A 21,436-nucleotide genomic window follows, 5' to 3' on the forward strand; every position below is an offset into this window, starting at 1 on the left:
TGCGGGCGGGTGGGACTCAAAGGGGCAGCCGCGAGGACGAAGGCGGCCGCAGTAAGCACCGCAGCGAGCATCGCGAGCGAGGAGCGCAGCAAGGCCTCCGAGTCGTCGCGGCTGGGGCTTTGAAGATGTTCACCGTCTATCTGTAGTTAGATGTTTATAAGCGAGCGGCTGGGCCTTTGGAGATGTTCACCGCGCTAGCAACTGCGTATAAGCGATCAATGCGACTCATAACGACGGAAGGTGCGTATAAACCACATCCGTCCAGTCGGCGACGCAACCCTTACGCGTCGTGACCGTCAAACTGGGCCGTATGACCGACGAACGCGACGGCGACCGCCACGAGTTCTCCGCGGGGCAGGGCGTCGACGCCGACTACGAGGAGTTCACCCTCGACCCCGAGGAGCTCGACGCCGACCCGAACACGGTCGACCCCGTCGACTCCCGCGTGCTGACCGACATCCTCGACAAGCGCAACGTCGAGAGCGACGCCATCGACGTGGAGCGACTCATCGACGTCGGGCTCTCGTATATGGGGATCAACCGCTTCGAGGAGGCGACCGAGACGTTCGAGCGCGCCGCCCACTTCGCCGAGGAGGACTCGCTGGAGGCCCAGGAGGCCTGGGTGAACAAGGGCGCGGCTCACGCCGAGTTAGAGGAGTACGACGAGGCCATCGGCGCCTACGAGGAGGCGCTGCGGATCGACGACGACTCGGAGCACGCCGCGACCGCCGAGACCAACCTCGCGTACGCGCTCTGGGAGTTCGGCCGCACCGAGCAGGCGCTCGAACACGCCGAGCGCGCCGTCGAGACCGACCCGCGCTTCGCCGAGGCGTGGTACAACCGGGGGTTCCTGCTGGTCGAGCGCGGGCTCGCCGAGGACGCCGTCACCTGCTTCGACAACGCGATTCGGCTCGGTTACCGGAGCGCGGGCGTCCTCGAAGAGAAGGCGCGCGCCCTCGAAGAGGCCGGCGAGCACGAGCAGGCCGAGGAGGTCGCCGACCGCGCCGACGAGATCCGGCGCGAGGCGGAAGAGCAGATGGTCGAGGAACAGACCGGGCAGGCGCCCGGGCCGGGCGGTGGGGGCGGTCGCGGGCGAGGCGGCGGTCGGGGCGGCGCCGGCGGTCCGGGGGGACAGGCGGGCGGCCGCGGCGGCCGGGGCGGGCAGCCGGGCGAGCGCGACGAGGCGGCCGAGCCCCCGGAGCGAGAGCTCCAGGGCGAGGGGCCAGAGGGCTTCTAGATGGGCGATCCGGCCGCCGCGATGCTCCTCCGCGAGCGCGAGACCGCGGAGGGGACGCTCGTCTCCGTCTGCGACGCGGACTGCCTCGGCGAGACGTACGAGGACGGCGCCGTGACGCTCGACGTCACCGAGGAGTTCTACGGCGGCGACGAGGCCGTCGAGGCCAGCGCCGAGGAGGTCGTCGCCGGGCTCGGCCGCGCGCAGGTCGCGAACATCGTCGGCGTCGAGGCCGTCCGCGTCGCGGTCGAGGCCGGCCTCGTCGACGAGGAGACGGTGCTCGACGTCGGCGGAACCCGACACGCACAACTGCTCTGGCTGTGAGCGGGACCGTATGAAGCGACTCGGACGGGCGGAGCTCGCGGAGCGACTGGGCCCGCGGCCGCCGTCGGACGCGTTCTGGAACCGCGCGATCGAGGCCGAGCGCGCCGTCATCGGCGTCGCGCCGGACGTCGTCGAGGAGGGGACGGAGGGCGACCGCGAGAACCCGGAGCGGGCGCGTCGAAACCGCCGGCGGCGCGGCATTCCCGGCCCGGACGGGCCGCTCTCGACGGGCGACATCGTCGACGTCGGCGACCACTCGTTCGTCGTCGTCGCGGTCGAGGAGACGGAGGCCGGCGGACGCCGGTACCGGATCGAACTGGTCGAGCCGCGGTCGGACGACTGACGGGGTAACGGAGACCGACCGCGCTACAGGTCCGCGACGTCCTCGATGGCGTCGGTGAGCTCCTTCACGCTCTCGACGGTGTGCTCGCCCATGTGACCGATCCGGAACGTCTCCTCGCCGAGGTCGCCGTAGCCGTTCGAGAAGGCCATGTCGTACTCCTCGCTCACGTCCTCGATCGCCCCGGCGACGTCGATCCCCCGGGTGTTCTCGATGCAGGCGACCGTCTGCGACTCGTACCCCTCTTCGGGGAACATCGCGAAGTGCTCGTCCGCCCAGTCGTGGACGTACGTCATCATCTCGCGGTGGCGCTCGTCGCGGGCGCGGTGGCCCTCGTCGAGCATGCGCTTCATCTGCTTGCGGTACGCCAACATGATCGGGATCGCGGGCGTCGAGTGCGTCTGGCCCTTGCGGTCGTAGTAGTCGATGGCGCGGCGGAAGCCGCCGTACCACGAGGAGTCGCCCTTCTCGACCTCGCGGTCGTAGGCGTCGTCGCTGACGACGCAGACCGCGAGCCCCGGCGGCATCGCGAACGCCTTCTGCGTGGACGCGAAGATCACGTCGATGCCGTGTCCCTCGATGTCGACGTAGTCGCCGCCGAGCGACGAGACGGCGTCGACGGCGAAGTAGGTGTCCGGGTACTCCGCGATCACGTCGCCCATCTCCTCGATCGGGTTCCGGACGCCGGTCGACGACTCGTTCATCACGCCCGCGACCATGTCGTACTCCGCGTCGGCGGCCTCGATGGCGTCGCGGACGTCCTCGGGCTTGACCGCCTCGCCCCACTCGTACTCCAGCCGGTCGACGTCCTTCCCGAGGCGCTCGGCGACGTTGGCGTAGCGCTCGCTGAACGCCCCGCAGGTCGGCACCAGGACGCGGTCGTCGACGAGGTTCAGCGTCGACGCCTCCCAGAACTCCGTCCCGGACGCGGTGAGGATGATCACGTCGTTGTCGGTGCCGAGGAATTCCTTCGTGTCCTCGACGATGGTGGTGTAGAGGTCGGTCATCCGGTCCATCCGGTGGCCGAACGTCGACTCCGTCATCGCCTCGATCACGTCCTCGCGGACCTCCGTCGGGCCGGGGATGTACAGCGTCTTGTCCTGGTAGTCGTCTCGGTATTCGCGTTTCTTCGTCACGGGATCCACCTGATGGATCGTATCGGGTCGCGAGACGGTATGGTCCTTGTGATACGCTCGACCGGGGGCGCGAGGCGGACAGACGGACGGACGAACGCACGCGCGTCCCGGAGCGCGACCTCGGGCGCCGGAGACGGCGTCGTTGCCCGGATCAGCCGGGTTTATACCGGACGAGGAGAGAAGTAGCGTATGACAGACGCCCGGCGAGTCACAACCGCCCGAGGTGGACCGGCGTGAGCGGCGACGAGGAGCTCGCGAAGGACCTCGGGCCGCTGGCGGCGCTCACGATCGGGATCGGGACGATGATCGGCGCGGGGATCTTCGTCCTCCCCGGGACCGCGGTCGCGCGGGCGGGCCCGCTCGCGGCGTTCACGTTCGTCCTCGGCGGCGTCATCGCCCTGTTCACGGCGCTGTCGGCCTCCGAACTCGGGACGGCGATGCCGAAGTCAGGCGGCGCGTACTTCTACGTCAACCGGGCGCTCGGGCCCATGTTCGGCTCCGTCGCCGGCTGGGCGAACTGGCTCGGCCTCGCCTTCGCGTCGGCGTTCTACATGTACGGCTTCGGCGAGTACGTCAACGCCCTCGTCGGGCTCGGACCGGTCGGGCTCGGCCCGGTGACGCTGGAGGCCGCGCAGGTGATCGGGCTCGCCGGCGCGCTCCTGTTCATCGCGGTCAACTACTTCGGCGCGAAGGAGACCGGCGGGCTCCAGATCGTCATCGTCATGTCGCTTCTGGGGATCCTCGCCGTCTTCACCGTCGTCGGTCTGTTGAACGCCGAGATGTCGTCGCTGCGACCCCTCGCGCCGCCGGGGACGACGAGTCAGGTGCTCCCGGTGACGGGGATCATCTTCGTCTCGTACCTCGGCTTCGTCCAGATCACCTCGGTCGCAGAGGAGATCAAGAACCCCGGGCGGAACCTCCCGCTCGCGGTCCTCGGCTCGGTCGTGATCGTCACGGTCGTCTACGCGCTGTTCCTCCTCGTGCTGCTCGCGGCGGTGCCGAACGAGTTGGTCGCGAACAACGAGACCGCCGTGGTCGACGCCGCCCGCCTGCTGTTCGGCAACTACGAGGTGTTCGGCTTCTCGCTCGGGGCCGTCGGCGCCGGCATGCTGCTGATCGGCGGGCTGCTCGCGACCGCCTCCTCCGCGAACGCGTCGATCCTCTCGTCGTCGCGGATCAACTTCGCGATGGGCCGCGAGAAGATCGTCACCCCGAAGCTCAACGAGATCCACGAGCGCTTCGGCACCCCGTACAAGTCGATCGCGCTCACCGGCGCGCTCATCCTCGTCTTCCTCGTCGCCGGCGGCGTCGAGTCGCTGTCGACGATGGGCTCCGTGCTCCACCTCATCGTCTACGGCCTGCTCAACCTCGCGCTCATCGTCATGCGCGAGTCTGAGGTCGAGGGGTACGACCCCGACTTCGAGGTCCCCTTCTACCCGGTCGTGCCGATAATCGGGACGGTGTCGTCGTTCGCGCTGATCGGCTACATCGAACCCCGGATCATCGCGATCTCCGGGGGGCTCGTCGCCTTCGCACTGCTCTGGTACCTCCTGTACGCCCGCGGGAAGGTGGAGTCGCGGGGCGTGTTGGGCGCGTGGATCCTCGACCGCTCCGACGAGCTGCCGAAGGCCGCGGTGTCGGCCGCGACCTCGGTCCAGCCGAGCGGCGACGACTACCGCGTGATGGTGCCGCTCGCGAACCCCGCGACCGAGGAGCACCTGATCACGCTCGCGTCCGCCATCGCCAAGCAGCGGAACGGGACGGTCGTCGCGGTCAACATCGCGAACGTCCCCGACCAGACGTCGCTGGAGGCGGCGCGCGACCGCGGCGCTCACGAGGCGGCCCACGGCCTGCTGGACCAGGCGCGCGAGGACGCCGAGACGTTCGGCGTCGACGTGGAGACGCACGTCGTCCTCTCGCACCGCGTGTTCGAGGAGGTGTTCGACGCCGCGCGCACCTACGGCGCCGACATCACGGTGATGGGCTGGGGCGAGGACTCCCACGGGGCGCCGGGGCGCGCCGAGTCCGCCGTCGACGAGCTCGCGCACTCGCTCCCCTCGGACTTCCTCGTCTTCCGCGACCGCGGCTTCGACGCCTCGCGCATCCTCGTCCCGACCGCCGGCGGCCCGGCCTCGGACCTCTCCGGCGCGGTCGCGCGGATGCTCCAGGCCGAGTTCGACGGCGACGTCACCCTGCTGCACGTCGCCGACGACGAGGCGGCGGGCCGGCGGTTCCTCATGGGATGGGCCGCCGAGCACGACCTCGCCGACGCGACGCTGCGGATCGAGAGTGGCGACGTCGAGACGGCGATCGACCGCGCCGCCCGCGACGCCACGATGCTGATCATCGGCGCGACCCAGCAGGGGCTGCTCTCGCGGCTGGTCAGCGGATCGCTCGTGTTGGACGTGCTCAACGAGGTGGAGTGCTCCGTGCTGCTCGCCGAGCCGAAGAGCGACCGCGGGCTCCTCGACCGGCTGTTCGGGAGCGGCGCGCGGGCGACCGACATCACCGAGGCCGCGGAGACGCCCGCGGACACCGGCGTCGAACCCGACCCGTCGACGCCGGGGACCGACGACGACGGCGGCGCGGCGAAGTGAGGCCCGAGCCGGCGGGTAGACGCGTAGACTCGGCCGGCGGGAATCAGGTATCAGCGAACACGGAGGCGATGCGCTCCGTTTCCACTGAGATAGGCAGTGGCGCGTGCCTGCGAGCGCCCGGAGGGCGCGAGGAGCACGCGCGAGGTCGCCGGCGCTACGCGCCGGCTGCCAGAGGGACCTCCGGTCCCTCGCTGGACGCGGTGAGCGCTCGGAGAGCGCGAACCGCGAGGCTGGGGAGGCGTGAGGCTGCGGTCGCGGTCGGGTGGGACTCAAAGGTGCAGTCGCCGGCGGCTTCGCCGCCGGCTGCCAGAGGCGCGAAGCGCCTCGCGGCTGGGGCTGTAGAGGTTCACCGCCGATCCGCAGACACGTATTTATAAGCGAGCGGCTGGGGTTTCCGAGGCGCTTCGCGTGACAGCTACGGTATAAACGATCGATTGTCCGAACGCGCCGATCCGGCGGGTTATTTCCAGTGCCAGAAGTCGTTCCCGTCCGCCTCGACGGGGTCGGTGCGCTCGCGGAGGTCGACGACGTCCGCCTCGGTCGGTTCGTGGTCGTCGGGGAGCGCCTCCATGCACTCGAAACAGAGGAAGAACTCGGCGCCGTCGGTCAGTTCCAGGGTCATCCCCTGCGTCGACTCGAACGCGAAGTTCCACAGGTCGCCGATCCCGCCGGCGATCCTGACGGACCGCTCGCAGACGAAACAGGACTCCGAGGCCATACGAAGGCTAGCGACTCCGAGCGCTAATGCGTGTCGGCGGAAACGTGATCGCTAGCATATCGACGGTGATAACCTCCAAAGCCCCAGCCGCGAGGGCTCCTGCGCCTCGCTGCGCGCTTCGGTCGCTCGCGGTGCTCGCTCCCTGCAGTGCTTACGTCGGCGGAGTTCGCCCTCGCGGCTGCCCCTTTGAGTTCCACCGCCCGCACAGCACCGCAGCCTCACACCTCCCCAGCCTCGCGGTTCGCGCTCTCCGAGCGCTCACCGCGTCCCTCGCGCGCGCTCCTCGTGGCCGCCTTCGGCGACCACTCGGAGGCACGCGCCGACCGCGTCGTTCAGTTATCAATAACCGCTCGTCACGTCCCGTCGACGCTGATAACGTGCGCGTCCTCGGGGTCGAAGCCGACGACGATCTCCCCGGAGAGGGGGTCACGCGTCCGGACCACGAGGTCGCGCCCGCCCCAGTCGAGGGTCACCCGCGTCGTCTCGCCGAGGAACTCCGCGCTCGCGACGGTCGCCCGGATCCGACTCTCGCCGCCGTCGATCCGGAGGTACTCCGGGCGGACGCAGAAGGTGAGGCGGTCGCCGACGGCGACGTCGGTTTCGTCTTCCCCGCCGACCGCGACGCGGAGCGTCTCGCCGCCGGCGTCGACGGCGGCGGTGCGGGCGGTCTCGTCGCCCGTCGCGTCTCTCACCTCGACGTCGGCCACCCGCCCCGCGAAGACGTTGTTGTCGCCGACGAACTCGGCCACGAACCGGGTGGCGGGCTCCCGGTAGACGGTCCGCGGAGGCGCGACCTGCTCGGGCGTCCCGCCGCGCATCACCGCGACGCGATCGGAGATCGCCAGCGCCTCTTCCTGGTCGTGGGTGACGTAGACGGTCGTGATCCCCAGTTCGGACTGGATCGTCCGGACCTGCACGCGGAGCCGTTCGCGGAGCCGCGCGTCGAGCGCGCTCATCGGCTCGTCGAGGAGGAGGAGGTCGGGACCGGGCGCGAGCGCGCGGGCCATCGCGACGCGCTGCCGCTGGCCGCCGGAGAGGCTCTCGGGCTCGCGGTCGGCGGCGTCGGGGAGGTCGACCAGTTCGAGCAGCTCCGCGACGCGCTCGTCGCGGGTGACCCCCTCGGGCGGGTCGGCGAAGTTGAGCCCGTAGCCGACGTTCTCGCCCACGGTCATGTGCGGGAACAGCGCGTAGTTCTGGAAGACGACGCCCACGTCGCGGTCCTCGGGCGGCACGCCCGCGACCGACTCGCCGCCGAACCGGACGGCGCCGGAAGAGGGATCCTCGAACCCCGCGATCAGCCGGAGCGTCGTCGTCTTTCCGCAGCCCGAGGGGCCGACGAGCGTGAAGAACTCGCCCTCGCGCACCCGGAGGCTCACGTCGTCGACGGCGGCGGTGTCCCCGTAGCGCTTGGTGACGCCGTCGAGCTCGACGGCGGGCGGGGCGTCGGAGCCGGGCGACTCGCGGCCGCCGCCGGCGGGACGCCGCGGATCAGAGCCCACGCGTCTCACCCCCGAGCCGGTCGATGACGACGAAGCTGAGCCCGGTGACGACGAGGAGGACGACGCCCATCGCGGTCGCCGGTCCGAGTCGCCGCCCGATGAACCGTTCGATCGCGACCGGCATCGTGTACGCGTCGGCGCCGGTCGCGAGCACCACCGTCGCGGTGAACTCGCCGATCGAGATGGCGAACGCGAACGCCGCGCCCGCGACGACGCCCGGCCACACGAGGGGGAGCTCCACGTCGCGGATCACCCGCGCCCGCGACGCGCCGAGCGCCCGCGCCGACTCGATCAGCGACCGGTCGAGCCCCTCCAGCCCGGGCGCGACCGTCCGGACGACGAACGGGTAGCCCGCGACCGCGTGCGCGACGACGATCGCGACGGCGCCGGTCGCGGCGACCCGCCAGCCCGCGATCTCGACGCCGAAGACCAGCCCGCGGAGAAGCCCGAGGCCGACGACGATCCCGGAGACGGCGAGCGGCGCCATCGCGGCCGCGTCGACCAGCTTCCGCCCGCGGTACCGCCGGGTCGTCAGCACCGCGACGACGACCCCCATCGGGAGGGCCAGGAGGGTCGCGGCGCTCGCGAACGTCAGCGAGTTCCGGACCGCGGGCCACGGCCGCACCTGGAACGCCGCGCCCGTCCGCTGGCGCTCCACGAGGAAGCGGTAGTGCTCCAGCGTCAGCGCGCCGTCGCCGCCCGTGACGCTGGCGAGGACCATCGAGGCGATCGGCGCGAGGAAGAGGACCGCCACGGCGACGGCGTAGGCGGCGAGGCCGACGCGCGGGAGGACCTCCCGGGGGGTCGGAGCCGCGGGCCGGAGGGACTTCCGCGGGAGCGGCCGAGCGCCGCGGGCGCTGACCGTGTTGCGCGCCTCGTAGCGCAGGTACGCGAGCAGTACCCCCAGCGAGATCGCGAGCTCGACGATCGCCAGCGCGGCCGCCTCGGCGTAGTTCAGATCGCGGACGAGCCGGTAGACGAACACCTCGACCGTCGCCAATTCGAACCCGCCGAGCGCGAGCACGATGGGGAAGGTGCCGAAGGTGAAGACGAACGTCAGGGCCGCGCCCGTCAGGACGGCGGGGGACACCTGCGGCGCGACCACGTCGAAGAACGCCCGGATCGGCCCCGCGCCGAGGCTCCGGGCGGTCTCGACCGCGCGCGCGTCGACCGACTCCCACGCCGCCGTCGTCACCCGGGCGACGAGCGGCGCGTTGTAGAAGGCGTGGGCGATCACGACCGCCTCCAGCGTGAACAGCAGCTCGACGGGCGGGAGCCCGAGCGCCGAGAGGACGGCGTTCAGGGTCCCGTTCGCGCCGAAGGTGGCGACGAAGCCGACCGCGATCATGATCGACGGGAGGACGAACGGGACGATCGTCAGCGACCGCAGCGTCCGCCGGCCGCGGAACTCGAAGCGCGCGAGGAGGTAGGCCGCCGGGAGCCCCAGCGCGACGCTGGCGACCATCGACAGCCCGGCCTGGTACGCCGTGAAGCCGACGATCCCGAGCCGCCGGTCCGGCGAGAGCAGGGCGCGCGCGACCGCGAGCGGCGACTCGCCCGCGAACAGCCGGGCGAGCTCCCCGAAGTAGAAGGGGTCGCGCAGCAGCGCGGCGAACACCGAGAGCGTGGCCGCGCCGTCGACGACGACCGCCTCGATCAGGACCGTGCCGACCGGGTAGTAGAAGGCGACGACGAGCGTGAGGCTCGTGACGACCGCGAGCGCGGTCAGCAGGTTCCCTTCGAGCCGGTCGCGGAGCGAGCGCGCGCGGCGGCTCGGGTCGGGGTCGCCGCGGCGGTCCGTCACGCGGTCGCCCTCAGTTCCCGGCGTACTGCCGCTCCCAGGCGTCGATCCACTCACTGACCGAGCCTCGGAGCTCGTCGTACGTGAACGTCACCGGTTCGGCCGGCTCCTTCGCGAGCTCGGCGTAGTCGTCGGGGAGCGTCGCGGTGTCGGTCGCGGGGAAGGCGACGTTGCGCTGGGCGATCTCTCCCTGCACTGCCGGCTCCAGCATGAACGACATGAACTCGCGGGCGAGCTCGGGCTCGTCGGCCTCGGCGAAGACGGCCATCCCCTCCGGGTTCGCGTACGCCTGGTCGTTCAGGAAGCGGATCTGGTGTTCCTCCAGGTTCGCGCCCTCCATGTCCGCGAACACCTGGTCCGTCGAGTAGGAGACGACCATCGGCGCCTCGCCGTTGCTCCAGGCGGTGTACGCCTCGTCCCAGTCCCCGAGCACCCGCACGTCGTTCGCCTGGAGGTCCGCCCAGTAGTCGAGGTAGTCGTAGTCGGGGTCGCCGTCGCCGCCCTCGACCGCCTCCTCGCCGCCGTCCCCGTAACCGCCTCCGCCGTCCCCGTCGCTCGCGACGCCGCCGTCGCCGAACCGGTGGATCGTGTGGAGCAGGAACGAGCGTCCGGTCGTCGATCCGCCCGGGTTCTGCGCGATGAGCGCCCCCGCGTGCTCGTCTGCGAGCAGCCCCTCGAACGTCTCCGGCGCCTCGGTCGCCGTGCCGTCGTAGACGAGGCTCACGTAGCCGGTGTCGAAGGGGACCGCCCGGTCGAACGGGTCGAACAGGAGCCCGTCGCGGACGTCGTCGAACCCTCCCACCTCGCCCCGCTCGGCGAACAGGTCGCCGTCGAGCCGGTCGTCGACGCGCACGAGGTCCTCGGTCGTCAGCCCGACGTAGAGGTCGGCGTCGACGGAGACGCCGGAAGCGGCGCGCTCGACGTAGTAGTTCAGCTCGTTGTCGGGCGTCGCCCACTCAAGCTCGGCGTCGACGCGCGACTCGAACTCCGCTTTGAGCCACTCGCCCGGGCTCACCGAGGGCGCGTCGATGAAGCTGGTGTACGTCGCGACCGTCAGCGTGGGCGTCTCTCCGTCGTCTCCGCCGTCCGAGCCGTCGGACTCGTTCGAGCCGTCGGAGCCGTCCCCGGCGCCGCCGTCCCCGCCGTCGCCGGTTCGCTCCGCGCTACAGCCGGCGAGCGCGACGGCGCCCGCCGCGCCGCCGAGCGCGAGGAACCGGCGGCGGGTCGAGCGGTCGGCGCCCCGCCGCGCTCGCCGGTCGCCCGGGTCCGCGTCGACGGCCGCGTCCGTGTCGTCTGGCATTACCGAGTAGTTACACCCGGTGGTTAAAAGCGATCCGTGTCGGTGACGACGCGGGGACGGCGACGGCGGCGATGGAATTCGGCGGTATCGTTCTCGATAGCCGCGGCAACACCCACTTACGGGGGCGACTCGTCCGGCGAGGTATGAACGACTCGTCGACCGGAGACGCGACCGGCACCGGACGTCGTCGACTCCTCGCCGCGGGCGCGAGCGCCGCGGCCGTCGGCCTTGCCGGCTGTCTCGGGGCCCGCGACGGTCCGGTGCCGGAACCGACCGTGACGAGCGACCGGATCGACGACGGCTGGCGGCTCCTCGACGAGTCGGAGAGCACGGTCTTCGAGCGGGCGTACGGGCCGGTGACGGTGCGCGCGCTCGAACACACGCTGATCTACGAGGACGCCTCCGTCGCCGAGGCCCTCGCCGAGGCGCTCGACGCGAGCGGCTCGCCGGTCGTCTTCTTCGCGACCCGTCTCGACCTCCGGCCCGCGATCGACGGGCTGCCGGGCGGGGTCGGCCGCGACCGGGTGATGTCGGCGGTCGAGACGGCCGCGGTCGACGCGTTCCGCGCGCGGCTCCGGAACGCCGGGATCGAAGACCTCCGGGAGGTCGACGAGGGGGTCACGACGGTGACGGGCGGCCACACCGCGACCGCGTGGCGCTTCGAGGGCGAGTTCGCGCTCGACGGCGAGGTCGCCCTCCCCGACGGCTCGACGACCGCGGTGGACGAGGCGACGGGCGTCAGGGCGCGGCTCGCCGTCTGGCACGACGGCACCGACGCCCTCGTGGCCGGCGGAGCGTTCCCGTCCGAGGCGATCACGGCCGTCATCGGCGACGCTCTCCCCGGCTCGATCGACGGCGAGACCGTCGTCGAATCGACGGCCGGCGCGGCGGCGGCGGACGCGCTGGCGACCGACCCGGCCGCGTTTGACGAGGAGGTCTCGGCGCTGATCGTCTCGGTGACGTAGCGCTCCTCGGAACCGACCCGTTTAATCCGCGCCCGCGACTCTCGGCGCGTATGAGCGGCTTCCCCGAGTTCGAGGTGATCCCGGCGGTCGACGTCCAGGACGGCGAGGTCGTCCAGCTCGTCGGCGGCGAGCGCGGGACGGGCAAGCGGTACGGCGACCCGGTCGCGGCCGCCGAGCGCTGGATCGAGGCGGGCGCGGAGACGCTCCACCTCGTCGACCTCGACGGCGCCTTCGAGGGCGAGCGCGTCAACGCCGACGCGATCGAGGCGGTGGTCGAGGCGGTCGGCGGGGACGGCGTCGGCCTCCAGCTCGGCGGCGGCATCCGCACCGCCGAAGGCGCGCGCGACCTCCTCGACCTGGGACTCGACCGCGTCATCCTGGGCACCGCGGCGGTCGAGACGCCCGAGATCGTCGCCGAGATCGATGAGACGCACCCCGAGAGCGTCGTCGTCAGCCTCGACGCGAAGGGCGGCGAGGTCGTCGTCAGCGGGTGGACCGAGGGGACCGGGTTGGACCCCGCCGAGGCGGCGGTCCGGTACGAGGAACTGGGCGCGGGGGCCATCCTGTTCACGAACGTCGACGTCGAGGGGCAACTGGCGGGGATCGACCGCGAGGCGGTCGCGAGCGTCGCGGACGCCGTCGATATCCCCGTGGTCGCCTCCGGCGGCGTGGCGACCGTCGACGACGTGGTCGCGCTGAGAGAGGCCGGCGCGGCCGCGGTCGTCGTGGGGACCGCGCTGTACGAGGGCGCGTTCACGCTGCGAGAGGCCCAAGAAGCGGCGGACGAGCGGTAGGTCTCGGCGCGGGCGTCGGCGGTGTTCGGCTATAGATCGCCGGTGCGGTGAATACCGCCAAAGCCCCAGCCGCTCGGCGATACATGATCGACAGTGGACCGCCGGTGAACACCACCAAAGCCCCAGCCGCTCGGCGATACATGATCGACAGTGGACCGCCGGTGAACACCACCAAAGCCCCAGCCGCGAGGACTCGGTGCGGTCGCTGCGGTCCTCAGTCGCTCGCGGTGCTCGCTCCTTGCGGTCCTTACGTCCCGCGCCTTCGTCCTCGCGGCTGCCCCTTTGAGTCCCACCCCCGCGACCGTACCGCACCTCAAACCTCCCCAGCCTCGCCGCTCACGCCCTGTCGGGCGTTCGCGGCGTCCCTCGCGCGTGCTGCTCGCGCCGATCGCACGAATATCACCTTCCCGTGGCCGACTCGCCGCCGCAAGGTTCGCGAACGGCACCGGGCATTATTGTCCCGGCCGCCGACGTGGGCCACATGGAGCAGATTTCCTTCGGCACGGACGGCTGGCGGGCGACGCTCGATACCTTCACCGACGAGCGCGTGCGGATCGTGGGACAGGCGGTCGCCGACCACCTCGACGCGGCGGGCCGCGACGAGCCGGTCGCGGTCGGCTACGACGCCCGCGAGACGTCGGAGGGGTTCGCCGAGAGCCTCGCCGAGGTGCTCGCCGGCAACGGCTTCGACGTCATCCTCCCCGAGCGCGACGCGCCGACGCCCGTGATCGCGTACGCCATCGTCGACCGCGGGCTCGCCGGCGCCTGCATGGTCACGGCCTCGCACAACCCGCCCGAGTACAACGGCGTGAAGTTCATCCCGCACGACGGCGCGCCCGCGCTCCCCGACGTCACCGAGGACATCGTGGACCGGCTCGCCGAGCCCGACCTCCTCCCCGAGGCCGAGCGCGGCGACGTCTCGCGGGTCGACCTCGTGAGCGCCCACGCCGACGCGGCCCGTGACCTCGTCGGCGCCGACCTCGACGGGCTCACGGTCGCGTACGACGCGATGCACGGGAGCGGGCGCGGCGTCACCGACGCCCTCCTCGAATCCGCGGGGGCCGAGGTCGTCCGCCTGCGCTGCGAGCGCGACGTGACGTTCGGCGGCGACTCCCCGGAGCCGTCGGCCGAGCACCTCGAAGAACTGGCAGAGCGCGTCACCGACCCCGAGAGCGACGTCGACCTCGGGATCGCCAACGACGGCGACGCCGACCGGATCGCGGTCGTCACGCCCGAGCGCGGCGTGCTCGACGCGAACCTCTTCTACGCCGCCTGCTACGACCGCCTGCTGGAGGGCGACTCCGGGCCCGCGGTCCGGACCGTCTCGACGACGTTCCTCGTCGACCGCATCGCCGAGGCGCACGGCGAGGCGGTGTACGAGACCCCGGTCGGGTTCAAGTGGGTCGCCGAGGCGATGGGCGAGCACGACGCGCTGTTCGGCGGCGAGGAGTCCGGCGGGTTCACCCTCCGCGGCCACGTCAGGGAGAAGGACGGCGTGTTGATGTCGCTGCTCGCCGCGGGCACCCACGCCGCGGAGCCGTTCGACGAGCGCGTGGACCGCCTGCTCGACGAGCACGGCCGCATCGCGGCCGGGAAGGTGTCGCTCGACTGCCCCGACGACCGGAAAGAAGGCGTCCTCGACGAGCTCGAAGACCACATCCCCGAGTCGGTGAACGGCTCCCCCGTCGCGAAGGTCGTCACGCTCGACGGGTTCAAGCTCCTCTTGGAGAACGGCTCGTGGCTGCTCGTGCGCCCCTCCGGAACCGAGCCGAAGCTGCGGGTGTACGCCGAGGCCGACTCCGAGGCGGCGGTCGACGACCTGCTCGCCGAGGGTCGCGAGACCGTCGAGCCGCTGATCTGATCGCCGACGTCCGCGGCGGTCGACGGCGACGCCCCGTGCGACGCTCGCGGTCGTCGTCGGCCGCCTCATCCGGTCGGTTTGAGCGTTTCCGTGCCGGTCGGATCGGGTGCCTTTTTAGGTGATACCGCCCTAGCCGAACGTATATGTTCAAGGCCATCGTGGGCGCGTCGACGTTTCAGGACGCGCTCGATTCGGTGAGCGTGCTGGTCGACGAGTGTAAGATCCGCCTGAACGAGGAGGAGCTCTCGATCCGCGCCGTCGACCCCGCCAACGTGGGCATGGTCGACCTGACCCTCGAAGCCGCCGCGTTCGAGTCGTACGAGGCCGACGGCGGCGTCATCGGCGTCAACCTCGCCCGCCTGGAGGACATCGCCGGGATGGCCAACTCCGGCGACCTGATCCACCTCGAACTCGACGAGGAGACCCGCAAGCTCCACATCGAGATCGACGGCCTCTCGTACACCCTCGCGCTCATCGACCCCGACTCCATCCGCCAGGAGCCGGACATCCCGGACCTCGACCTGGCCGCCGAGATCGTCGTCGAGGGCGCCCAGATCGACCGCGGGATCAAGGCCGCCGACATGGTCTCCGACCACATCCGCCTGCGCGTCGACGAGGCCGACGAGGCGTTCTTCATCGAGGCCGAGGGCGACACCGACGACGTCGACCTCGAGCTCACCCGCGAGGACCTCATCGCACTCACCGCCGGCCCCGCCGACTCGCTGTTCAGCCTCGACTACCTGAAGGACATGAACAAGGCGATCCCCGGCGACGCCGAGGTCACCATCGAGCTCGGCGAGGAGTTCCCGGTCAAGCTCCACTACGGGTTCGCGGAGGGGCTCGGACACGCAACGTATATGCTAGCCCCCCGCATTCAGAGCGACTAAATTGCCTAGGGAGACGTGCCCAGAATGCGGCAAATCGTTCAAGCGGGTCGGTAGTCACTGGGCACGCGGAAGCTGTACTTACCCTGAAATCCCCACATACCTTCGCGAGATGCTTATTGGCTGTTTCGTGGGTGATGGATCCGTCCCAAAGACGAACGACGGGTCTCACGGTCTGTTTCGTCTCCCGATGGTTAACAAGCAATTTTTGGAGTGGTTCGACCACGAAATGGGGATATTGAGTACTGGTGTCGTCCTAAAAAAGACGGCAGCGGAACTAGCACGTAATAACCGTGAATCGGGGTTCAGTCCGAACGCCAAGGCCGAGAACTACCATGATATGTACACCGTCATATCGCGATCTCACCCGTTCATGCGGTCTCTTCGTCGATGGTACCGGTCCGGCGAGAAGCGGTTCCCAGAGAATCTATCGCTAACGCCACGGATCGCGAAGATGTGGTACGTCTGTGACGGATATCTTGATGTTCAAAAGTACGGCGAGCCTAGATCCGCGATACGGATACGACACCGAGACGATCGTCAGGATTTTCTTTTAAATCTATTCGAGGAGGTTGGTCTCTCACCGACGTACAGCCGCGAAACGATCCGCTTCGGCGTCGAAGAGACCCGTTCTTTCCTCAACTGGATAGGCAATCCGCCGCCCGGTTTCGAGTACAAGTGGGTACTTGACTCGCGAGAGCGCTACGATCGCCTGAAGGCACAGGCGTACGGCGAGGCGCGTGCCTTCTAATCAGTCCACGACCGGAATCGACACCGTCACCTTCGTCCCTCGCGGCTCCCGATGGGCGTAGTCGACGTCGGCGCCGACCGCCGCCGCGCCCCACGCGACGACCCACAGCCCGAGCCCGGAGCCGTGTTCGAGCGCCGTCTCGCGCCCGGACTCGACGGTCTCGATCTCGTGGTCGGGGATCCCGGGGCCGTCGTCGCCGACGGTGAGGACGAATCGATCGGGCCCCTCGTCGCCCTCGCCTCCGCCCTCTCGTTCGAGCGTCACCCGGACCCACCGCCCGCCGTCGTCGCGCTCGACGCCCTCGCCGTCGTGGTGAACCAGGGCGTTCTCGACGGTGTTGTCCACGACCGCGCGGAGCGCGTCCGCCCTGACGCGGGTGACCCAGTCCCGAGCGGTCCCGCCGTCCGCCGCCTCCGCGTCCCGCTCGACCTCCAGTTCGACGGTCGCGTCGGGCTCGCGGTCGCGCGCGTCGGCGACGGCGTTCTCGACGAGCTCGTCGACGGCGACCGCGTCCGCCTCGCCGTCGGTGAGGAGCGCCTCCACGGTGCCCGCCTTCTCGCCGAGCGCGGCCAGCGCGCCCGCCCGTCGCTCGATCGCGTCGGCCATCCGGGCCAACTCCGGGTCCTCCAGGCGGTCGGCGAGGAGCTCGCCGTAGCCGTGGACGACGCCGGCGTCGTTCCGCAGGTTGTGCCGGAGCACGCGGTTCAACACCTCCAGCTGCTGGCGGCGGCGCTCCCGCTCCGTCACGTCGGAGAGGACCACCGTGTAGCCGACGCGGGTCCCGCTGGGGTCGGTCAGCGGCGAGGTCGACACCGCGTACGTGCGCCGTCCCGCGCCGGACCCGGCGTCGACCGCGACCGTCTCGCGGGCGCCGGCGTCGGCTCCTCCCGTCCTCCCGCCCTGTTCCGCCTCGTCGCTCCCGTCCGTCTCGCTGTCGCCGCTCGCGCCGTCCCCCTCGTTCACGCCGATCGGGAGATCGAGGAACGCGTCGAGCGGGCGGTCGCGGGCGGTCTCGGCGTCGACGCCGAGCAGCGCCTCGGCCGCGGGGTTGAGCCGGACGACCCGCCCGTCGAGCGCGAGCGCGACGATGGGGTCGGCGAGGTCGTCGATGGCGGTGCGCTCCGCGGCGCGGCTGGTCGTCGGATTGCGGTCGAACATCTCCGCGCGGTTGAACGCGTAGGCGTCCATGAGCACGTGCGGGACGAACAGCAGGGGGGCGAGCTGGAGCTGCGGGACCGGTCCGAGCTCCAGCGCCCACGCGACCAGGGCGAACCCCGGCGGCAGCGAGCTCAGCGCGACCGCGGCGCTCTCCCGGCGGTACAGCGGGCCGTAGCTGAGCAGGGTGTCGACGAGGAGGAAGACGGCGCTGGCGACGAGCACGGTCTCGACGGCGACGACGAGGTACGCCCAGGGGCCGAACGCGTACGAGACGGTCGCGACGCCGAACGCGGGGTCGCTCTCGAAGCCGGTCCAGAACGCCCCGTGGAGCGGGTTCGTGGCGAGCAGCGCGGTCGAGAGGAGCCCGAAGCCGACGACCGCCGCGAACAGGCGGCTCCGGACCACGTCGCTCCGGCCGGTGTACTCCAGCGCGAAGCCGAGGAAGGCGATCCCGGTCCATATCACGCCGAGCCACATCCCCGCCTCCAGCGCGGCCCGGAGCGTCGGGTCCGCGACGAGCAGCCCGACCCCGTACGAACAGCACCACGTCGCCTGCGCGGCGAACACGCCGAGGAACCAGTCGACGCCGGGGCGCCCCCGATGCTCGCGGATCGCCCACGCGAGCCCGAGCGCCCCCGCCCCGCCGGCGAGCGAGCCGACGGCGGGCCACGCGGGGACGGGGTCGAGGACCATGCGTGGGTACGACGGCGACGCCGGGGGTAAAACTGTCGCGCGCCGGCGGTCGGGCCCCCTCGGCCCCGACCCGGTCACCCGGTCCGCCGTCCGAACGCCGCGGCGACGGGGACGAGGAGGAGCGCGCCGACGAGGAACGGGGACGCGACGGCGACCGTGTAGAGGACGGCCATCAGGGGCGGCCCCACGGTCCGACCGAGGCTCGACGCGCCCTGGGTCACTCCGAAGGCGGCCCCCTGTTCCGCGTCGCCGGCCGACGCGGAGACGAGCGTCGCCAGCGAGACGTTCACGAGGGCGTTCCCGAGCGAGAGCGCCGCGAGCGCGAGGAGCAGCGCCGCGAGCGGGAGCGTGAGCCACCCCGGGCCGCCGAGAGCGACGTCCCCGGCAACCCGATCGACGAGGCCGGTCGCGGGGATCGCGACGAGCGCGACGCCGAGCACGACCGACCCGGCCGCGACGAGCGTCCGCGACGGGACGACCCGCGAGAGCCGCCCGACGAGGACGCCCTGATTCACCGCGCCGAGGACGCCGACGTAGGTGAGCAGGAGCGCCGCGGCCGTCGCGTCGTAGCCGAACGCGTCCGCGACGAACGGGATGAACATCACCTGCACGCCCGCGAACGCGACGGCGACGACGAAGTACGCGACCGTCAGCGGCCGGAGCGTCACCGACGCGAGGGCGTCGCGGAACTGCCCGATCGCGGTCGTGCGGCGGGCGGTCTCGCTCGCGGGGCGGGTCCGCTTCGGCTCTTCGAGGAAGGCGAACCCGACGCCGACCGCGAGGAGGCTCATCCCCGCCGCCGCGAAGCTCGGCAGCGAGTACGCCGTCGCCGGGACGAACGCGGGCAGGAGGGCGTCGGCGCGGGCGACCACCGGATCGGCGGCGAGCAGCCCGCCGATCGCCGGGCCGAAGACGAAGCCGAGCGCGAACGACGCGCCGACGAGCCCGAGGGCGCCCGCCCGCCGGTCCCGGGGCGTGATGTCCGCGACGTACGCCTGCGCGGCGGCGATGTTCCCGCCCATCGCCCCGGCGAGCGTCCGGGAGGCGAACAGCGTCGCCAGCGCCGCGACGGGGCCGAAGCGCGCCCCCGCCGCCCCGGCGTAGCCGAACGTCACCCACGCGACGCCGGCGGTCGCGAGCGACGCGAGCAGGACGGGTCGGCGCCCGATCCGGTCCGAGAGCCGACCGAGCGTGGGCGCGGCGAGGAACTGCGCGAGCGAGTACGACGCCGCGAGCAGCCCGATGAAGGCGTCGCTGACGCCGAACGACCGGACGTAGAAGGGGAGGATCGGGATCACGATCCCGAAGCCGACGAGGTCGATGAACACGACGCCGATCACGACTGCGAGCGCGCGCCGGGGGTTGGCGACGGCGGGGGGTCGCTGCCCCTCGTCGCCGTCGGGGTCGGGGTCGGCGACGAGCGTACCGACCTCGTTCCCGCTCGCCGCCGCGCCGGCCTCCGGGTGTGTCACGGTTGCGAGACGCCGCGCGGAAACTTAAGCGGGCGGCCGCGGTACGTCGCCGCGGCCGGCGGCGACTCAGAGTTATAAATGCCGCTCGATGACGCGCTTCGCGGCCTGGCCCTTCTCCTTCCAGCCGTACCCCTCGTCGTACACGTGGCGCTTGGCGTCGACGAGCTCCTCGGGCGTCGACTCCTCGAAGCCGCCGCGGTCCCACGCGCCGGACTCGCGGAGCCACTCGACGACGTTCTCGCGGGTCTCGGGCCACGAGAGCCCGACCATCTCGTACCACGCGACCATCGCGAAGACGGCGTTGTCGTGACAGCCGGGGACGGAGCCGTGCTCGTAGACGGTGCGCATGGGGTCGCGGGTCGGCTCCGAGACGAGCTCCTTGAACTCCGCGGCGGTGAGCAGCCGGAGGCGATCGCCCTCCTCGACGACGCGCTGTTCGCGCTCCAAGGCGTCGAGCGCGGCCTTGTGGAGCCCGCCCCACTCGCCGTGGACCGCCTCGCGGAGCGTGGACTCGGCCATCCCGTCGGGCTCGGCGGTGAGGACGGTCAGCAGGTCCGTGTACGCCTTCTCGATGGTCGGCCAGCTCACGCCCTCGAAGTCGCAGTCGGCGTCGTGGAGGCTGTTGGTCGTCCGACAGCCGGGGCACGGGTAGCGGAACGTCGGCACTGGGTGGGAGTGGGTCGCGCCCCGAGTTAGGGTTTTCGCGACGGCCGCCCGGCGCGGATCGCCGGCCGAGTCCGGAGACGCCCGGAATCGGCACGGTCAATCATGCCGTTCCGAAACGTTTACTCGCCGGCCGGCCGCGGTTTCAGACGGTATGACAAAAGTCAGCGTCATCGGTGCGGCGGGGACCGTCGGGGCGGCGGCGGGGTACAACCTCGCGCTGCGCGACGTGGTCGACGAGCTCGTCTTCGTCGACATTCCGGACCAGCGCGAGACGACGATCGGCCAGGCGGCCGACACGAACCACGGGATCGCCTACGACTCGAACACGACCGTCCGGCAGGGCGAGTACGAGGACACCGCCGGCTCGGACGTCGTCGTGGTCACGGCCGGCATCCCGCGGAAGGAGGGGCAGACCCGGATCGACCTCGCCGGCGACAACGCGCCCATCATGGAGGACATCGGCTCGTCGCTGGCCGAGCACAACGACGACTTCGTCACCGTCACCACCTCGAACCCTGTAGATCTCCTCAACCGCCACCTGTACGAGGCGGGCGACCGCGACCGCCACAAGGTGGTCGGTTTCGGCGGCCGGCTCGACTCCGCGCGCTTCCGCTACGTCCTCTCCGAGCGCTTCGACGCGCCCGTGAAGAACGTCGAGGCGACGATCCTCGGCGAGCACGGCGACGCGCAGGCGCCCGTCTTCTCGAAGGTGCGCGTGAACGGCCGCGACCCCGGCTTCGACGCCGACGAGAGAGAGGAGATCCTCGCGGACCTCCAGGAGTCGGCGATGGACGTGATCAGCCGCAAGGGCGCCACGCAGTGGGGGCCCGCCACCGGCGTCGCGCACACCGTCGAGGCGATCCTGAACGACACCGGCGAGGTGCTCCCCTGCTCGGTCGTGCTCGACGGCGAGTACGGCTACGAGGACACCGCGCTCGGCGTGCCCGCGAAGCTCGGGTCCGACGGCGTCGAGGAGGTCGTCGAGTGGGACCTCGACGAGTACGAGGCCGACCTGCTCGACGAGGCCGCCGAGAAGCTCTCCGAGCAGTACGAGAAGATCGCCTGAGGCGCGCCGGACGCGGCGGTCGAAGTTACACTCCCGATTTCGTTTTTAACGGCCGTGTTGAATCGCTGTAAGGCGTTGGAATTCACTGTTTGACGAGGCGTTTGATGTTATAGACGACACACATCAGCGCGATTTCGCGGAACTCACGGAACCATGACCGCGCTCGCACGGCGAAGC

The 21,436-nt window shown here is 71.2% G+C and carries 18 protein-coding genes and 1 pseudogene; 10 read left to right on the forward strand and 9 right to left on the reverse strand.

What is annotated here, in order from left to right:
- Positions 1 to 310 precede the first annotated feature (310 nt).
- The 3 genes from NO900_RS17340 to NO900_RS17350 are packed head-to-tail and all read left to right on the forward strand — an operon-like array spanning position 311 to position 1,901.
- Positions 311 to 1,237, forward strand: a complete 927-nt coding sequence (locus tag NO900_RS17340; protein ID WP_256410183.1) for a tetratricopeptide repeat protein — start codon at positions 311 to 313, stop codon at positions 1,235 to 1,237.
- Positions 1,238 to 1,258: 21 nt separating this feature from the next.
- A complete protein-coding gene (locus NO900_RS17345; RefSeq protein WP_256410201.1) occupies positions 1,259 to 1,558 on the forward strand; it encodes a DUF424 domain-containing protein in 300 nt (99 codons plus the stop codon).
- Positions 1,559 to 1,568: 10 nt separating this feature from the next.
- Complete coding sequence (locus NO900_RS17350; RefSeq protein ID WP_256410184.1) at positions 1,569 to 1,901, forward strand: hypothetical protein; 333 nt, start codon at positions 1,569 to 1,571, stop codon at positions 1,899 to 1,901.
- Positions 1,902 to 1,924: 23 nt separating this feature from the next.
- On the opposite strand, the gene NO900_RS17355 is transcribed toward NO900_RS17350, so the two are convergent.
- Complete coding sequence (locus NO900_RS17355; protein ID WP_256410185.1) at positions 1,925 to 3,034, reverse strand: pyridoxal-phosphate-dependent aminotransferase family protein; 1,110 nt, start codon at positions 3,032 to 3,034, stop codon at positions 1,925 to 1,927.
- Positions 3,035 to 3,267: 233 nt separating this feature from the next.
- Between NO900_RS17355 and NO900_RS17360 the strand changes: the two genes are divergently transcribed.
- Positions 3,268 to 5,631, forward strand: coding sequence for an amino acid permease (locus NO900_RS17360; RefSeq protein ID WP_256410186.1), 2,364 nt, complete (start codon positions 3,268 to 3,270; stop codon positions 5,629 to 5,631).
- Positions 5,632 to 6,091: 460 nt separating this feature from the next.
- Here the strand turns inward: NO900_RS17360 and NO900_RS17365 are convergent, their stop codons facing one another.
- The 4 genes from NO900_RS17365 to NO900_RS17380 all read right to left on the reverse strand — a co-directional run bounded on the left by NO900_RS17365 (position 6,092) and on the right by NO900_RS17380 (position 10,949).
- On the reverse strand, positions 6,092 to 6,349 hold the full coding sequence (locus NO900_RS17365) for a DUF7561 family protein (protein ID WP_256410187.1): 258 nt from the start codon (positions 6,347 to 6,349) through the stop codon (positions 6,092 to 6,094).
- Positions 6,350 to 6,702: 353 nt separating this feature from the next.
- On the reverse strand, positions 6,703 to 7,848 hold the full coding sequence (locus NO900_RS17370) for an ABC transporter ATP-binding protein (RefSeq protein ID WP_256410188.1): 1,146 nt from the start codon (positions 7,846 to 7,848) through the stop codon (positions 6,703 to 6,705).
- Entirely contained in the window at positions 7,838 to 9,652 is a 1,815-nt protein-coding gene (locus tag NO900_RS17375; protein WP_256410189.1) for an ABC transporter permease, read from the reverse strand. Before NO900_RS17375 ends, NO900_RS17370 begins: the two co-directional genes overlap by 11 nt.
- Positions 9,653 to 9,662: 10 nt before the next feature.
- On the reverse strand, positions 9,663 to 10,949 hold the full coding sequence (locus NO900_RS17380; protein WP_256410190.1) for a thiamine ABC transporter substrate-binding protein: 1,287 nt from the start codon (positions 10,947 to 10,949) through the stop codon (positions 9,663 to 9,665).
- 143 nt (positions 10,950 to 11,092) lie between these two features.
- Here NO900_RS17380 and NO900_RS17385 point away from each other — a divergent pair, with 143 nt between their 5' ends.
- The 5 genes from NO900_RS17385 (at position 11,093) to NO900_RS17405 (ending at position 16,204) form a co-directional block, all read left to right on the forward strand.
- Entirely contained in the window at positions 11,093 to 11,914 is an 822-nt protein-coding gene (locus NO900_RS17385; protein WP_256410191.1) for a DUF6517 family protein, read from the forward strand.
- Between the two features lie 50 nt (positions 11,915 to 11,964).
- Entirely contained in the window at positions 11,965 to 12,708 is a 744-nt protein-coding gene (hisA, locus tag NO900_RS17390) for a 1-(5-phosphoribosyl)-5-[(5-phosphoribosylamino)methylideneamino]imidazole-4-carboxamide isomerase (RefSeq protein ID WP_256410192.1), read from the forward strand.
- Positions 12,709 to 13,189: 481 nt separating this feature from the next.
- Positions 13,190 to 14,569 (forward strand): phosphoglucomutase/phosphomannomutase family protein, encoded by a 1,380-nt coding sequence (locus NO900_RS17395; protein ID WP_256410193.1) that lies wholly within the window; start codon positions 13,190 to 13,192, stop codon positions 14,567 to 14,569.
- Between the two features lie 143 nt (positions 14,570 to 14,712).
- On the forward strand, positions 14,713 to 15,456 hold the full coding sequence (locus NO900_RS17400; protein ID WP_256410194.1) for a DNA polymerase sliding clamp: 744 nt from the start codon (positions 14,713 to 14,715) through the stop codon (positions 15,454 to 15,456).
- A 109-nt stretch (positions 15,457 to 15,565) separates the two neighbouring features.
- Complete coding sequence (locus NO900_RS17405; protein ID WP_256410202.1) at positions 15,566 to 16,204, forward strand: hypothetical protein; 639 nt, start codon at positions 15,566 to 15,568, stop codon at positions 16,202 to 16,204.
- Here NO900_RS17405 and NO900_RS17410 read toward each other — a convergent pair whose 3' ends face one another.
- The 3 genes from NO900_RS17410 to NO900_RS17420 form a co-directional block, all read right to left on the reverse strand.
- Positions 16,205 to 18,055: a histidine kinase N-terminal 7TM domain-containing protein gene (locus NO900_RS17410; protein WP_256410195.1), complete on the reverse strand. Its 1,851-nt coding sequence runs from the start codon at positions 18,053 to 18,055 to the stop codon at positions 16,205 to 16,207.
- A 74-nt stretch (positions 18,056 to 18,129) separates the two neighbouring features.
- Complete coding sequence (locus NO900_RS17415) at positions 18,130 to 19,527, reverse strand: MFS transporter (protein ID WP_256410196.1); 1,398 nt, start codon at positions 19,525 to 19,527, stop codon at positions 18,130 to 18,132.
- A gap of 72 nt (positions 19,528 to 19,599) precedes the next feature.
- Positions 19,600 to 20,193 (reverse strand): DUF7474 family protein, encoded by a 594-nt coding sequence (locus NO900_RS17420; RefSeq protein ID WP_256410197.1) that lies wholly within the window; start codon positions 20,191 to 20,193, stop codon positions 19,600 to 19,602.
- A gap of 151 nt (positions 20,194 to 20,344) precedes the next feature.
- Between NO900_RS17420 and mdh the strand changes: the two genes are divergently transcribed.
- Positions 20,345 to 21,259, forward strand: coding sequence for a malate dehydrogenase (gene mdh / locus NO900_RS17425; RefSeq protein ID WP_256410198.1), 915 nt, complete (start codon positions 20,345 to 20,347; stop codon positions 21,257 to 21,259).
- Between the two features lie 82 nt (positions 21,260 to 21,341).
- Here mdh and NO900_RS17430 read toward each other — a convergent pair.
- A pseudogene (locus NO900_RS17430) lies at positions 21,342 to 21,436 on the reverse strand (IS5/IS1182 family transposase); the annotation flags it as partial.

The organism is Halorubrum rutilum, from assembly GCF_024494565.1.